This window comes from Oleiharenicola lentus, from assembly GCF_051660365.1.
Lineage (GTDB): Bacteria > Verrucomicrobiota > Verrucomicrobiia > Opitutales > Opitutaceae > Lacunisphaera > Lacunisphaera lenta_A.
The window spans coordinates 3,645,452-3,660,395 of the sequence record NZ_JBOZXB010000001.1 but is presented as its reverse complement, the minus strand read 5'-3'; the positions used below and the strand labels follow the sequence as shown (position 1 = coordinate 3,660,395).

14 protein-coding genes are annotated in these 14,944 nt (G+C 58.7%); 5 read left to right on the top strand and 9 right to left on the bottom strand.

Annotated elements, in window-relative coordinates; all coding sequences use genetic code 11:
* Positions 1-149: 149 nt before the first annotated feature.
* Genes ACRRQW_RS14310 through ACRRQW_RS14300 form a run of 3 tightly spaced genes read right to left on the bottom strand, consistent with a single transcriptional unit; the run spans position 150 to position 2,722 of the window.
* On the bottom strand, positions 150-440 hold the full coding sequence (locus ACRRQW_RS14310; protein WP_438482213.1) for a GNAT family N-acetyltransferase: 291 nt from the start codon (positions 438-440) through the stop codon (positions 150-152).
* A complete protein-coding gene (gene murJ, locus ACRRQW_RS14305) occupies positions 437-2,029 on the bottom strand; it encodes a murein biosynthesis integral membrane protein MurJ (RefSeq protein WP_438482211.1) in 1,593 nt (530 codons plus the stop codon). The genes ACRRQW_RS14310 and murJ overlap by 4 nt, the downstream gene beginning before the upstream one ends.
* A 24-nt stretch (positions 2,030-2,053) precedes the next feature.
* Complete coding sequence (locus ACRRQW_RS14300) at positions 2,054-2,722, bottom strand: hypothetical protein (RefSeq protein ID WP_438482210.1); 669 nt, start codon at positions 2,720-2,722, stop codon at positions 2,054-2,056.
* Positions 2,723-2,860: 138 nt separating this feature from the next.
* Between ACRRQW_RS14300 and ACRRQW_RS14295 the strand changes: the two genes are divergently transcribed.
* Both ACRRQW_RS14295 and ACRRQW_RS14290 read left to right on the top strand, forming a co-directional pair.
* On the top strand, positions 2,861-3,745 hold the full coding sequence (locus tag ACRRQW_RS14295) for a polyprenyl synthetase family protein (RefSeq protein ID WP_438482208.1): 885 nt from the start codon (positions 2,861-2,863) through the stop codon (positions 3,743-3,745).
* 239 nt (positions 3,746-3,984) lie between these two features.
* A complete protein-coding gene (locus ACRRQW_RS14290; protein WP_438482206.1) occupies positions 3,985-4,353 on the top strand; it encodes a hypothetical protein in 369 nt (122 codons plus the stop codon).
* A gap of 3 nt (positions 4,354-4,356) precedes the next feature.
* Here ACRRQW_RS14290 and ACRRQW_RS14285 read toward each other — a convergent pair whose 3' ends face one another.
* From ACRRQW_RS14285 to ACRRQW_RS14265, 5 genes are all read right to left on the bottom strand, one after another.
* Positions 4,357-5,343, bottom strand: coding sequence for a hypothetical protein (locus ACRRQW_RS14285; RefSeq protein ID WP_438482204.1), 987 nt, complete (start codon positions 5,341-5,343; stop codon positions 4,357-4,359).
* A gap of 89 nt (positions 5,344-5,432) precedes the next feature.
* A complete protein-coding gene (tpiA, locus tag ACRRQW_RS14280) occupies positions 5,433-6,200 on the bottom strand; it encodes a triose-phosphate isomerase (RefSeq protein WP_438482202.1) in 768 nt (255 codons plus the stop codon).
* A 98-nt stretch (positions 6,201-6,298) separates the two neighbouring features.
* A complete protein-coding gene (gene pgk, locus ACRRQW_RS14275) occupies positions 6,299-7,543 on the bottom strand; it encodes a phosphoglycerate kinase (protein ID WP_438482200.1) in 1,245 nt (414 codons plus the stop codon).
* 107 nt (positions 7,544-7,650) lie between these two features.
* Positions 7,651-8,697, bottom strand: a complete 1,047-nt coding sequence (gene gap, locus ACRRQW_RS14270; protein ID WP_438482199.1) for a type I glyceraldehyde-3-phosphate dehydrogenase — start codon at positions 8,695-8,697, stop codon at positions 7,651-7,653.
* A 149-nt stretch (positions 8,698-8,846) separates the two neighbouring features.
* On the bottom strand, positions 8,847-11,306 hold the full coding sequence (locus tag ACRRQW_RS14265; RefSeq protein ID WP_438482198.1) for an alpha-amylase family glycosyl hydrolase: 2,460 nt from the start codon (positions 11,304-11,306) through the stop codon (positions 8,847-8,849).
* A 138-nt stretch (positions 11,307-11,444) separates the two neighbouring features.
* Here ACRRQW_RS14265 and mnmA point away from each other — a divergent pair, with 138 nt between their 5' ends.
* The 3 genes from mnmA to ACRRQW_RS14250 are packed head-to-tail and all read left to right on the top strand — an operon-like array spanning position 11,445 to position 13,576.
* Positions 11,445-12,515: a tRNA 2-thiouridine(34) synthase MnmA gene (mnmA, locus tag ACRRQW_RS14260; protein WP_438482196.1), complete on the top strand. Its 1,071-nt coding sequence runs from the start codon at positions 11,445-11,447 to the stop codon at positions 12,513-12,515.
* A 45-nt stretch (positions 12,516-12,560) separates the two neighbouring features.
* Positions 12,561-12,998 (top strand): hypothetical protein, encoded by a 438-nt coding sequence (locus tag ACRRQW_RS14255; protein ID WP_438482195.1) that lies wholly within the window; start codon positions 12,561-12,563, stop codon positions 12,996-12,998.
* Positions 12,999-13,024: 26 nt separating this feature from the next.
* On the top strand, positions 13,025-13,576 hold the full coding sequence (locus ACRRQW_RS14250) for a hypothetical protein (protein WP_438482194.1): 552 nt from the start codon (positions 13,025-13,027) through the stop codon (positions 13,574-13,576).
* On the opposite strand, the gene ACRRQW_RS14245 is transcribed toward ACRRQW_RS14250, so the two are convergent.
* Positions 13,567-14,859 (bottom strand): MFS transporter, encoded by a 1,293-nt coding sequence (locus ACRRQW_RS14245; RefSeq protein ID WP_438482193.1) that lies wholly within the window; start codon positions 14,857-14,859, stop codon positions 13,567-13,569. The two genes, ACRRQW_RS14250 and ACRRQW_RS14245, sit on opposite strands and share 10 nt — an antisense overlap.
* Positions 14,860-14,944: the final 85 nt, after the last annotated feature.

The window sequence follows — 14,944 nt, the reverse complement described above, 5'->3', positions numbered from 1 at the left end:
TCAAACCCGTAGCCGCAAGCTGCGGGTTTTTTCGTGCCTTGGTTTGGAAGGTGGGCGTCGGTCTCCGCACCGACGCCTCTGCACTAGCGCGAGTGGGAACATGCACATGGAACATCGCCGGTGCGGAGAGCAGCGAGCACCTTTTCAGCTCAGTTCGCCAGTAAGTCCTGATACTCGGCATGCCGCTCGATGAACTTCGCCACGTAAGAGCACGCTGGCACGACTTTAAATTTCTTGGCGCGTGCCTCAGCGAGTCCCGCGCGCACCAACTGCTCAGCGATCCCTCGCCCGCGTAATTCCGACGGCACCAACGTGTGCGTGAAAATCATGAGCGACTCGTCGATCGCATAGTCGCACACCGAAAGATGGCCGTCCACGGTCGCTTCAAAACGATTGGCCGCGACGTTGTGCAGGACTTCGATGGGAACCGGCGTGCTCATCTCCACAATGGAATCTTCGCGCGCACTTTTGCAATGAGTGGTTCGAAATCTTCGCGCCCTTCGATTCTCAACACCCATAACACCCCCGCATAAATCGCGCACGCCAGCGGAATAAGCGTCACCAGCACCGCAAAATCCTGCGCCTTCCCAGCCAGTGGCGAGAACTGCCACGCCCACGCGCCTGCAAAGACGCATGCGCCCATCACCAAGCTCGCGAATACGATCTTCACCAAATTCGGCCAGAGCGGCGCAAACCCGAGCTCAGGCAGTTTTCGCGCAAGCCTCGTTTGCAAATACCACGCCTGTGCCAACACCGCGAGATTACTGGCCAGCGCCAGACCGACCGTCGAGAGCCACTGCATGAGCACGATGCTCAGCACGAGATTCACCACGAAACTCAGGATTGCCGCGCGCACTGGAGTTGTGGTGTCCTTCAACGCATAGAAACCACGCAGCGCGAGCGTCGTGAAAGACAGGAACGGCAGCCCAAGTCCATAGACCGCGAGGATCGGCGTCATGAGTGCTGTGTCGCTCGAGGTGAACGCGCCCCGTTGAAACAGCAGCCGCGTGATCGGTTCGCTCAACAATGCCAGGCCAACCGCTGCCGGCACATTCGCGACCAGCACCAAGCGCAGCCCTTTGTGATAATCCACGCCCATCGCCTTCCATTCATTTTTCGCGGCGTGTTTCGCAATCAGTGGAAACACCACGGTCGCGATCGCCGCCGCAAACACGCCAATCGGTAATTCCATCACCCGCGTCGCGAGATTCAGCACCTGCGTCGCGCTGTCGTTCAGCGACAGGCCGATGAAGCGCGAGATGGAAATGTTAATTAAGTAAACCGCCGAACCGAGCACCGTGGGCGCCATCAAACGGCGAATCTCCCGCACGCGCTCGTCCATCCGCAGATCGAATTTCGGACGCCAGCCTTCGCCCAACAACACTCCCGCCGGCACGGCCATCTGCAAAAACCCACCGAACAGCACGCCGGCGCACAGCAAATGCATGCGCGCTTCATCGCCCCACGCCCACCAACTGCCGAGCCCGAGCGACGCGAGCACGGCAAAATTTAACCAGATAGGCGAAAGCGCCGGCTCCGTGAAACGCCCGAGCACCTGACACGCTGCGCTAAACGCCGCCGCGAGGCACACGAACGTCATGTAAGGAAATAAAATCACGGCCAGATCAGCGCCCATCAACAAACGTCGAATCGTGTCCGGCTCCATGCCGAGCCCGCCGAATGCATCGAGTAACGACTCCGCATTAGCCATCACGACCATCGCAACGACGACCACCGCAACCGTCACGACCAGCAACCAACTCACGACTTTGCTCAGCAACGCAAAGGCCGTGTCCCGATGCCGGTGTTCCAGCTCCTGCGTCATCGTCGGCACAAATGCCGCCGTCAACGCGCCCTCGCCGAGCAAACGCCTAAACAAATTTGGCAACGTGTTCGCCGAGACAAAGGCCGAACTCAGCGCACTCGTGCCGAAGATCGCGGCGATCCCCATTTCGCGCACCAACCCGAGCACGCGCGACATCACGGTGGCAATCGCCACCACGCTGATGTTCTTCAGGTTTTTCGACACAGGGCGGCGGAGCAATACGCCGCGTTACTGCACGGCAATTTGAATCGTGCCCTGCGCGATCGTGACGCCGTCAACTTTGGCCCACGCTGAACGCAATTCGTCGGAGGTTTTCGCCTTCGAAATTAAGTTCGAAACCAACAGCCCGCCTGCTCCCGGAATGAGGTGCAGCGGGCATGAACCGAGATAAACTTTATCCGCTTTGAAAACGACATTACCGCCTGATTTCTCAAAACGACCCGTGGCAATCACGACGGTATCAAAAGTAGTGCCAAAATAATCCAGCGTCACCGGCACGCCGATTTGCAGCTGTTCGCCAATCACGCGAAAATTGGGCCGACCGGGAATGATCAACCCGTCGCTCGGCGCCTCTTTACCCTCGACGACAGGTTGCGCGCCCAGCGAACCCGCCCACGCGTTTAATTCGTCTTCGACCACTTCCACGCTCGTGCCCGCGATCAGTTTCGTCTGCTTGGCCTGCCACGTGCGGTTCTTCGCGCTGCTTTCCGAACCGGTGAGATAATACACCGTGCCGAGCGTTGTTTCCTTCGGCATTTCTTTCACGGTCTGCACCGGTTTAAACACCAAATACGCCGCCGCCAGCACCACGCCGAGCAGCAGTCCCAACAACGCGCCCACCGCGACCTCGGTCGTGCTCGGGCCATACAATGCTCTTTCGATCTTTTTGGTGGGCATGAGTGGGAAAGGTTCGAAAACGCGTCCGAATTCGACCCGAAATATGATTCTGGCGACGCAACTTGGCGAGTCTGTTCTACCTTCGAGGGGAACAGAATCCATTTGCCAACCCCCGCCTGCTGCCAAGCTTTGCTCGCGATGGATTTTGCTGCCCAATTCGAAGATTACCGCCAGCGCGTCGAGCGCGGCCTCAACGAATTGCTACCCGCCGCGCATACACGCCCCACGCGCCTCCACGAGGCCATGCGCTACAGCCTCCAAGCCGGTGGCAAACGTCTGCGGCCCGTCCTCACGCTCGCGACCGCCGAAGCCTTCGGGGCGGCTCCAGAAATCGCGCTGCCCGCCGCCGTCGCCATCGAGTGCATCCACACTTACTCGCTCATCCACGACGACCTGCCGTGCATGGACAACGATGACCTTCGCCGTGGCCGGCCGACTGCTCACCGCCAATTCGACGAAGCCACCGCCCTGCTCGCGGGCGACGCATTGCTCACGTATGCCTTTCAATTGATCGGCGGACATTACGCGGGAAACGCCAAGCTCTGCGCCACCCTCACCCGCGAAATCGCCGACGCCGCCGGCAGCGAAAAACTCATCGGTGGCCAGATGGAAGATTTGCTCGCGGAAAAAAACGCCAGCGCCACCGCGGACGATCTGGAGTTTATCCATCTCAATAAAACCGCCGCGATGCTCACCGTGTCGCTTATCGCCGGCGGTTTGTGCGGCAACGCGAATCCCACGCAACTCGCCGCCCTGCGCAGCGCGGGCCGGCAACTCGGTTTGGCGTTTCAAATCATCGACGATATTCTCGATGCCACTGCCGACACCGTGACGTTGGGAAAAACCGCCGGCAAAGACGCCCGAGCGGACAAGACGACTTACGTGAAACTTCACGGCTTGGAAAACTCGCGGCGTTTCGCCTCCGAACAATCCGCCGCCGCGATTGCCTCGCTGCGAACTTTACCCGGCAACCCCAGCTTCCTCATTGCTCTCGTGGAAGACATGGCCCGCCGCACTCACTAAGCAAAACAACGCAAAGTCGGCGTGACACGGATTACTTAAATTTCCACGAATTTCCCGATGAACTTGAGACAGTTTAACTCCCAATTCGTGCAAGTTCGTGAAATTCGTGTCTCCGCTCTTGCTCCCTAACCTCTCCGCATGCCCGCCCAACGCCGCGATTATCTGATGAATCAAATCGACCTGCTCCGGCAGTTCGTGGCGCGACTCGTCGACGGCAAGTCAACGCGGGACTCGACGACATGCTGCAGCTTTCGTTCAGCCTGCAGGAAAAATTATTCAACATGCCGCCCTCGGAGTTCCTGCAAAAGGAAGTGTCCGAGCAAGTGGCCTCTTTAAAAGCCGGCGAATCCGTAGCCGCCGGTCGCGAGAAATGCCTGACCTACGCATCGCTGCTCAAGGAAACCGCCGCCCTCTACGAAAATCGTGGGCACGACGATTTCGCCACTGGCGCGCGCCAACTCGCGTTGCATGTCACGCTCAGCGTCGCATTGGAAAATCCGTCGGACGTCGTAGCCGATAAATTAGTCGGAGACTTGCTCGCCAAACTTGACCCGCTGCAACTCCATCCGCCCGTGCGCGAATTGCTGGAGCAATTCAACCAGTCTTAAAATTCAGCGCGTCGGCGCGCGCGCGCCGATTTGGAGGCCGTCGAGCAGTTCTTCCATTTCGGCGGCGACCCCGGGATAATCTTTCTGCGTCGCCCAAGACCGCAGCTGCACCGCGCCCTCGCGACCACTGTAGAAATAGCCGTGATTTAGATAGGTCACTTTCTCCACCTGCGCGAGAAACTGCAGTTCGCTCATCTGCACGAGGCCACGCATTTTCTTCCCACGCTTTTTTACCGAGACACTATCGGCACCTTCGCGGGCAGTCTGCAAAACGGCATCCTCAATGTTTCCCTGCACGGGTTGCTCATCGATGATGAGCTGTGCCTCGGCTTTTTGATCCGCCCGAACTAAATTATAAATTCCCGGCTCCGTGTCGGACGGGTCGCGATACCACCGCGCCGCATCGTAACGCAGGCGAAAATTTCCCGCCGCGAGTTCGCGCCAGCGCTCGCGTTCGTCGACCGCGCGCATGTCTGCAAAATTAGCGTTCAACGAGAGACTGCTGAAGAAGCGTGTCGCGCGCGCCGACCCCGGCCCTTTATCCGCTGCAGGATATTCCGCGCTCATGATGTAGAGCGAAGAGCCGATCACCACCATGCGGATCTCACGCGTGGTGCGCTCGCGCGGCTGCGAAATCACGATGCGGTAACCATCGTAAGGCCCGAGCGCGAACGGCTCGCTCATCGTCACCTTCCCCGGGCGCGACTTCATCATCTCTTTCAGCGATTTGTCGTAGAGCGCAGGCTCTTCACCAGGAATCATCGCGAGCGGATAGACAAAGTGCACGAGCAGGTAATTCTCGCCCGACAGCTCAAGAAAGTAGCGTGTCGCTTTCACGTCACCCTGCGGCGACGGCGTGCTCACTTGATCCGTTGATGGCTTCGCCTCGAGCTTAACTTCGATCGCCCAATCGGGTGCGCTAAACTGATACTCTGCGCGGAGCGCCGCGCCGAAAATCAGGGCGCAAAAAAGAGCGATGGGGTAACGCATCGCTCAAACGAAATCAGAAGACTTTCTTGCCCCGCAAGCTCGCGCGCAAAGGTGTTTACCCCAGAATCACGGGGCCGAGGGGCGAATGGCTAGTTTGCTGCCGCCGCCGCCTTCACTAACTCGACAAAAGACTTCGCTTCAAGCGATGCGCCGCCGATCAGACCGCCGTCGATGTCTTTTTCCGCGAGCAGTTCGGCCGCATTCGAGGGCTTCATCGATCCACCGTAGAGAATGCGAACCTTTTGCGCCAAGGGCGCGCCGTAGAGCTTCGTGAGCAAATCACGGATGAACGCGTGCACTTCCTGCGCTTGCGCGGTCGTGGCAACTTTGCCGGTGCCGATAGCCCACACGGGTTCGTAAGCGATGACCACCGTCGTGATCTGATCGAGCGCGACGCCTTTCAAGCCACCTTCGAGTTGCGTCTGGACAACCGAAAGCGTCGAACCCGCTTCGCGTTCCGCGAGGGTTTCACCCACGCAAAGAATCGGCTTCAACTGGCTCGCCAGGGCGGTGATCACCTTCTTGTTAATGAACGCGTCCGTCTCGCCGAAATACGTGCGGCGTTCGCTGTGGCCGAGAATCACGTGGGTGACGTAAAGCGCGCGCAGCATCTCTGCGGAAATCTCACCGGTGTAAGCGCCGCTCTTTTCGTGGTGGAAGTTTTGCGCGCCCAATTTGACGGCCTGGCCTTCGAGCGCCTTTGCGACGCTTTCGAGCGCGGTAAACGGCGGACACACGACGACTTCGACCGACGTCTCGCGACCGATCTCGTCCACGATGTCTTTCACGAGCGTGGCGCCGTCGCCAGCCGACTTGTTCATCTTCCAGTTACCAGCGATAAGTTTCTTACGGATCATGTTAAATTTGGAGTTGGGAGATGGGAGATAGAAGATGGAAAACAGTCAAAGGATTCTGCGACTTTTCCATCTCCCATCTACGATCTTCGGAAACCGTTTTAGGTTTCCAAGAACGCCACGCCGGGGAGCTTTTTGCCTTCGAGGAACTCCAGGCTCGCGCCGCCACCGGTGGAGCAATGCGTGACCTTGTCGGCCACTTTGAATTTCTTCGCGGCTGTCGCCGTGTCGCCGCCGCCGACAATCGTCGTGGCGCCTTTCGCGGTGGCTTCAGCGATGGCGTCGGCCATGGCTTTCGTCGCGCCGGCGAATTTTTCGAATTCGAACACGCCTGCCGGACCGTTCCAGACGATGGTCTTGGAAGACAGAATCGCCTGCTTGTAAAGTTCGATGGACTTCGGGCCGGCATCGAGACCTTCCCAGCCATCCGGGATGCCGCCTTCGAGCGTGGAAGGTTGCGTGTTGGCGTCGGGGGCGAATTTATCGGCCGAGATAAAATCGATCGGGAAGATCAATTCCACGCCGCGCTCTTTGGCTTTGGCTTCGAGTTCGCCGACGATTTCCGCGCCGGCTTTGTCGAAGAGCGACGAACCGATTTTCATTCCACGCAGTTGTTTGTGGAACGTGTAGGCCATGCCGCCGCCGATGATGATCTTGTCGGCTTTCTCGATGAGATTTTTAATGAGCGGGATCTTGTCGTTGATTTTCGCGCCGCCGAGGATCGCGAGGAATGGGCGCTGCGGATTTTCGAGCACGCCGGAGAACGCATTGAGTTCTTTCTCCATCAGGAAACCCGCGGCTTTTTGCGGGAGATTCACGCCGACGATCGACGAGTGCGCGCGGTGCGCGGCGCCGAAGGCATCGTTGACGTAAACATCGCCGAGCTTCGAGAGGCTCGCGCGAAATTCTTCGACCTTCTTCGGATCGGCCTTCGTGGAGCTGCCGTCTTCGTTTTTGATTTTACCTTCCTCCTCAATGTGGAAACGCAGATTTTCGAGCAGCACGACGTCGCCCGCCGCGAGTTTCGCCGTCGCTTTTTCGACCTCAGCGCCGACGCAGTCGCTCAAGAACGTGACTTTCTGGCCGAGGAGTTTTTCGAGTTCGGCCGCGATGGGCTTCAGTGAAAATTTGTCGATCTTCTGGCCGTCGGGACGACCCAAGTGTGACATGAGGACGACCGACGCGCCTTGTTCGAGCGCGTATTTAATCGCGGGCAGCGCGGCGACGATGCGGGCGTTGTTCGTGATGGCGCCGGTTTGCTTGTCCTGCGGGACGTTGAAATCAACGCGCATGAGCACGCGTTGGCCGGAAAGGTCGAGGTCGCGGATGGTTTTAAATTTAGCCATATAAAAGATTCACCACGAAGCTCACGAAGGACACGAAGAGAAACAAAGTTCCGGCTTCGTGAGCTGCGTGCTCTTCGTGGTGAAGGGTTTAATTTTTTTAAATAGTCTTAGAGTTGCGCGGCGATCTTCTTGGTGAGGTCGACGACGCGGTTCGAATAGCCCCACTCGTTGTCATACCACGAGACGAGCTTGAAGAAGCGCGGGTTAAGTTCGATGGACGAGCCGGCGTCGTAGATCGACGATTGCTTGTCGTGGATGAAGTCCGAGGAAACGACTTCGTCGCTGGTGTAGCCGAGGATGCCCTTGAGATACGTTTCCGACGCTTTCTTGAGCGCGGCGTTGATCTCGGCGAGCGAGGTGTCCTTGGTGGCTTTGAACGTCAGATCGACGACCGAGACGGTCGGGGTCGGCACGCGGAAGGACATGCCGGTGAGCTTGCCCTTCGTTTCCGGCAACACGAGCGCGGTGGCCTTGGCGGCGCCGGTCGATGACGGGATGATGTTGATCGCAGCCGAGCGGCCACCCTTCCAGTCTTTCTTGGACGGACCGTCGACGGTCTTTTGCGTCGCGGTGTAAGAATGGATCGTGGTCATGAGACCTTCTTCGAGACCGAAGCCTTCCTTCAAGATCACGTGCACGAGCGGCGCCAAGCAGTTCGTAGTGCAGGAAGCGTTGGAAATGATGTTGTGCTTGCTGAGGTCGAGTTTGTCGTCGTTCACGCCCATGACGATCGTGATGTCCTCGCCCTTCGCCGGAGCAGAAATGATGACTTTCTTCGCGCCCGCCGTGATGTGGCCCTTGGCTTTGTCGGCTTCAGTGAAGAGGCCGGTCGATTCGATGACGAGATCGACGCCGAACTTCGCCCATGGCAACTCGGCCGGGCTCTTGGCGCTGACGACGTGGATGTCTTTACCATTCACCACGAGCACATCGTCTTCGAGCTTGTCGGCAGACGATTTCTTGGAGGAAACGGTGCCTTGGAATTTGCCCTGCGTGGAGTCGTATTTGAGCAAGTAAGCCAGATTGTCAGCGGGAACGATATCGCCGACGGCGACGACATCCAATTCTTTGCCGAGCAGACCTTGCTCAACCAGCGCGCGGAAAACGAGGCGGCCGATGCGGCCGAAACCATTGATTGCTACTTTGACTGCCATGTTAGGTGTTGGGTTAGGAACGTGTTAAGGGCTGACGTCTGGAAATGTCGTCAGTCGCCCGCTATCAAAAGCACGACCTATGCCTTGGCAAGTGAGATGCGTGCCATATTCGAGGCCCCAAAAGGGTGATTTTACCGAACGGCGAACGATCAATTTTCCGCGATCCAGAGACTGCAACCGAGCCCGGGAATAAACAGCTCCGAGGTCACCGTATGTCCCGACGGATGCTGCCCTTCCGTATAAAAACACTCGTGATCGGCCACCAACTTCCAATCTAACGCGCCGAAAGCCCCAATCGCTATGCTCAGGTCGTCGGTGTGCGGATTCACCGCAAACATCAACCGCGGTGCGCCCTGGCTACCGTCCGCGTTGTAAATCGCCACCAACGCCGGCCAGCCGGGTTGCGTGAAGCACTGGAAAAAACCTTCCGAAACGCGCGACCATTGCCGCAACAACGCTCCACGCGCCGATTTGCGAAACGCGATCCACGCGGCGAAATACGCATGCGTGCCCGAGAATTTCGCGAGCCGCCGATAATCGAGCGCGTTCAGGTCACCGCGTAGATACGTGTTATTCACGCCGTGCTTCGAACGCAGGAAATCCTGCCCGGCCGACAACATCGGAATGCCGACCGACGAAAACAAAATCGCCGCCATCAGATGCGTGCGCCGCCGATCGTTCAGCGTGGGATTGAAGCCGTTGAACTCCGCGTTCTCCGTAATCATGTCCAGCCACGCGCGGTCGTCGTGCGACTCCGTGTAGTTGACGGTTTGCGCGGGCCAATAGGCGAAATGCCACGGCGAACCTTTGAGAAAATACTCCAACTTCTCCGCTGCACCGATGCCGTGCACGTAACTGCGCACGAAGTTGCGATAACCGTCGTTCCACGACGCAAACCCTGTCGGGCGCAAGGCCGCCGAAATGTGACCGCGAAAACTCCACGGCTCCGCGATGAGGATCACGTCGGGTTTCACTTTTTTCAGCGCCGGCTCGACTTCACGCAACACATCGACGCCGATCAGCTCCGCCAAATCGAAACGGAAACCATCCACTCCATACACTTCGATCAGGTGCACGAGGCTGTCGATGATCAGTCGCGTGACCATCGCAGAGCGCGCCCGCAGATCGTTGCCGCACCCGCTCCAATTTTCCATCGTGCCGGCATCCTCGAGTTCGAAGTAGTAGAGTTTATCGACGAACAACAAATGCGCCGGCTCGCCGACGTGGTTGTAAACCACATCGATGATCACGGCCATGCCTTGCTGATGGAACGCCGCGACGAGCTCTTGAAACTCGCGCACCTGCGTCGCCTTCGCCCCATCCGACGCGTAAGCGCTCGCGGGCGAAAAGAAATTTACCGTCATGTAACCCCAGTGATATTCGCCCTTCGTTTTGTTATCGAACTCGTGAATCGGCTGCAGCTCGACCGCATTCACGCCAAGTTTCTTTAAATAAAATTCCGGGCTCTTCACCCACTTGGTCAGTCCTGCAAAACCGAGCCGCTCCTCTTCATTCAATGGCAGCGGCGCATGCGCCACAAGATCGCGCACATGGGCTTCGACAATCACCAAATCCTGCCACGCGGGAGTTTTGAAACCACTGCGCGGCGCTTTGCCCACGAGCGCCGCATCGAGCACAATCGCCGGGCCTTCGCGACCCACCACAGCCTGTGCGTAAGGATCCAGAATTTTTTGGTTCGGGTGGAAGTGACTGAACACGCCGGGCGGACCACTGATCGAATACCAGTAATACCAGCCGTGCAAATTCCGGTCGACATTCACTTCCCACACGCCGCGCCAGATTCCGTCCTCGTCGCGGCGATCGAGTTCGTAACCAAACGCCTTGCTCGAATCTTCGAGTTGGTCCGTCACCAAAATCCGCACGTGTTTCGCGCGCGGTGCAAAAATCCGGAACGTCGTGCCTCCGCGTTTCACGATCGCGCCAAGCGGCAAATCGCTGCGCATCTCGTGGAAAAATTTCCCCAGCCGCACGCGCACCTTCGGCGCCGGCGAACCGCTTTCCAGCATCGTGACAGTGTAGGCCAGATTCAGCTGCACGGGCTGCTGCGTCGTGAATTGAAACAGATTTCGGCCCGTGCGCCGCGGCAGCAGCGCCCAGTTGTAATGGCTGCTTCCGTCGGAAACTAAATTAGTGGCATCGTGCGGCAGATCGATCCAGCGGCTGTCACCCGTGATAAATTTAAACTGCTGCGGCGGCTCCGTGAAAAGAGCCTCCGTCGGCTTCCGCAGCAGCCACATCTCACGTCCGTTAATTGTGCCGGGTTGCAAACACCACTCGGCCTGCCCGACCGCCGCGTCCCAGCCATTGAAGCTACCCGCGACATACACCGGCATCTTCCCATAATCGATCCACGTGTGCTCCTGCGGATCGAGCACGAAGACCAGTTGACCCTTGTCATCGACAAAATACGCCGCCTCATCCGCGTATAAAGCGGGCGCCGCCGGCTCGAGCGAAGCGAAGGCGAATGCCTTGTCGCCAGGCGTAAGCACGGGCAGCGACTCTCCTTTCCAATCTGCGTCGAGTTCGATCACGCCACTTGTCGTGGAAGTGAGCCAGGCGCGGGCGATGCGTTGTGTGGTTTCGGGCAAGGAATTGGCAGTTTTAGCAGATGCCGCGCCACCGCAAGCGCGACCTGTGAAACATTTTCCGCCGCTACATCACGGGAAATTTCCGCATCCGCCCCACAGATTGACAAATCCTGCGCCCCCCACTCTTTCTCCTCCCCAATGGAACGCATCCTCGTCGGCATGTCCGGCGGCGTAGACAGCAGTGTCGCCGCCCTCCTCCTCAAGCAACAAGGCTTCGAGGTCGTCGGCGCTTACATGAAAAACTGGATCAACGAGGACAACGTCATCGGCCATTGTCCATGGATGCAGGACATCGACGACGCCCGCGCCGTCGCCGAGAAAATCGGCATTGAATTCCGCGTCGTCAATTTGATGCAGGATTACCGCCGCCTCGTGGTTGACTACTTGCTCGACGGTTACACGCGCGGCCTCACGCCCAATCCCGACGTGATGTGCAACAGCCGCGTGAAATTCGGTGTCTTCACCGAGTATGCGCGCGCCGAAGGTTTCACCGCGCTCGCCACCGGCCACTACGCGCAACGCGTCGAGCGTGGCGATCACTTCGCGCTCCTGGAAGGCGCCGACCCGAACAAAGACCAATCCTACTTTCTCGCGCTACTTTCGCAGTCACAACTTCGCGACGCCCGTTTTCCCATCGGCCATCTGCTCAAGCCCGAGCTGCGCCAAATCGCCGCCGATGCCGCCCTGCCCACTGCGCAAAAAAAAGACAGCCAAGGCATCTGCTTCATCGGTGAAGTGAAGATGGCGGATTTTCTCACCGCCTACGTGCCGCAGCACCTCGGCCCGATCATTCGGGCCACCGACGGCAAACTTCTCGGCCAGCACCGCGGCCTGCACTACTACACCATCGGCCAGCGCAAAGGCATCGGCATTCCTTCGAACACCGACCACGAAGCTTACGTCGTCACTGGTAAACGCGCCACCGACCACGCATTGCTCGTCGCCTTCGACGGCCCCCAAGCGCCCGGCCTGTGGACCAACGAATGCCGCGTCCACAGCCTGAGTTTCATCGGCGACGCATTAACCAAACCACAACGCCTCGAATGCCGCGTGCGTTACCGCGACCCGCGCGTCGTGATCGATTTCATCCCCGGCGGTGACGACACCGCGCTGGTAAAATTTGAAACCCCGCAACGCGCCCTCGCCTCCGGCCAGATCATGGCCTTTTACCAAGGCCCGCAACTCGTCGGCGGCGCGGTGTTCGCATAACACGCGGACTTGCCCGCCAGTCGTCGCGGGCCCATCTTTGGCTTCATGCGCACTCTCCCGCTTGTCTTGTTCGCGTTGGCTTTGGTCGGTTGCGAAACCACGAAAAAAACCGCCGTCACTCCCCTTACGCCTTCTCAAACCGTGATGCTCGCCGCCGAAAAACCGGAAGGCGTCACCGGCACATTCGAGTTCATCGTGCGCGGCAGCGGCCGGCAGGACGAAAGGTATTTTCTGAACTCGGAAGTCGATTATCGCGACCAACGCTGCCTCACCCTCGTGCTCACAAGCGATGCGTATCGCACCTTGAGCGCTCGCTTGGGTGATGACGCGGCCTCGATTCTAAACGGCAAAAAAATCCTCGTGAATGGCACAGCTCGCAAAACTCGCATCGATTTTATCTCCATGGGTCGCGTGACCGACAAATATTATTATCAGACGCATGTCGCGGTGGGCGACGCTGGGCAGATTCGAACCGTGAACTGATCGGCGTTTCCCACCGCCAGTTTCCCATGATGAAGGAAAACTACCGCTCGATCGCGCGCACCATCCTTCTCGCGTTTGTGCTCACCTTCGCGTGCGCGCGGATTTTGGTTTATCTCATCATGGCGCGCGTGGTGCCCGATTTGTATTTCTTCGTGGGCACGACGCATGTTCATCATCTCAACTACGGGATTTTTCTCCTTTCGGGGGTCGGCGCATTCTTGCTTTTTAAACGGCCCAAAGGTCGCTGGCTGACCGCGTCGGCGCTCGCGTATGGCGTCGGTCTCGGGCTGACGTTCGACGAATTCGGCATGTGGCTCCACCTCGGCGGCGGCTACTGGCAACGCGCGAGCTTCGACGCCGTCATCACGATTCTCGCATTACTGGGGTTGATCTCATTCATGCCGCGCCTGCGCACGTGGACGCCGAAGCGCTTTCTCTGGGCGGGCATCGTCGCGATCATCACCGTGATCTTCTTCTGGAAATTAATCGTCTCGCTCGATTTCGCCGGACGCTGGGGACCGCACTTGCGGCAGTTGGAAAGCGGAGATTCAACCCGCGCACCCCACGCTCAACCGTAGTTTACGTCCTTCGTTTCACGACTCAGAAAAAGCGCCACGAGTGTCAGCGCCGCCGCTCCACTCAAGTAATAACCGACCGCCGGCAACCCATGATGGGTCGCCAGCCACGTCGCCGCATACGGCGCGAGCGACGCTCCGAAAATTCCCGCCATATTAAAGGTCAGCGACGAGCCCGTGTAGCGCACGGCCGTGGGAAACAACTCCGAGAGCAGCGTGCCGAGCGGGCCGTAAGTCAGCCCCATCAATCCGAAGCCCACGATCATCGTGGCCACCGCGCCCGCGGTGCCGGCGTTGAACATCGGCGCGAGCACAAATCCAAATCCGATGATCCCCGCCGTCACCCACATCAGCGTAAACCGACGCCCGCTCCGATCCGCCAGCAAAGCCGAAAGCGGAATGCCCATCGCGAAGAACAGAATGCCGATGAGCTGAATAATGAGAAACTTCTCGCGCGTGAATCCAAGTTTGCTCGTGCCCCAACTCAGTGAAAAAACCGTAAGCAGGTAGAACAACACAAACGTCGCGAGCGCGATCATCGTGCCAAGAACCAGCGCCTTACCGTGGTGATGAATCACCGAAAAAAACGGCACCGCCACGCGTTCCTTTTTCGCCAGCGTCTGTTGGAACGCGGGCGTCTCGGTGATCTTCAATCGCACATACAATCCCACCAACACCAGCACGCTGCTCGCAATAAACGGCAGCCTCCAGCCGAAGGAAATGAACTGTTCGTTCGTTAGCGTCTTCGACAGCAGCAGAAAAATCCCGCTCGACCCGATGAATCCCAGCGGCGCTCCGAGCTGCGGAAACATCCCAAACCACGCGCGCTTTCCGGGTGGTGCATTTTCCGTCGCGAGCAAAATCGCCCCGCCCCACTCACCGCCCAAGCCGAAGCCTTGCCCGAATCGACACAGCGCGAGCAACAACGGCGCCGCCACGCCAATCGTCGCATACGTCGGCAGCAACCCGATGACCACGGTCGAAAGCCCCATCGTAAGCAGCGCCGCGACCAGCGTCGCTTTGCGGCCGATGCGGTCGCCATAATGTCCGAACACCGCCGAGCCCACCGGCCGCGCAAAGAATGCGAGCGCGAACGTCGCGAGCGATTGCAACGTTGCCGACGCCGGATCCGATGACGGGAAAAACAACTTCGGGAACACCAGCACCGCTGCCGTCGCGTAGATATAGAAATCAAAAAACTCGATCGTCGTGCCCGCGAGGCTGGCGAGCAGCACGCGTCGCGTGGAATTCAAAGGCGCGGGACTACTGGAAACAGAAGTGCTCATACGGGGACGACCGCAGTCGTGCGACTGGTTATGAATTCCCGCGAAAACACGTCAACGCCCGCGTGAGCCTCCACTCCGCACGGCT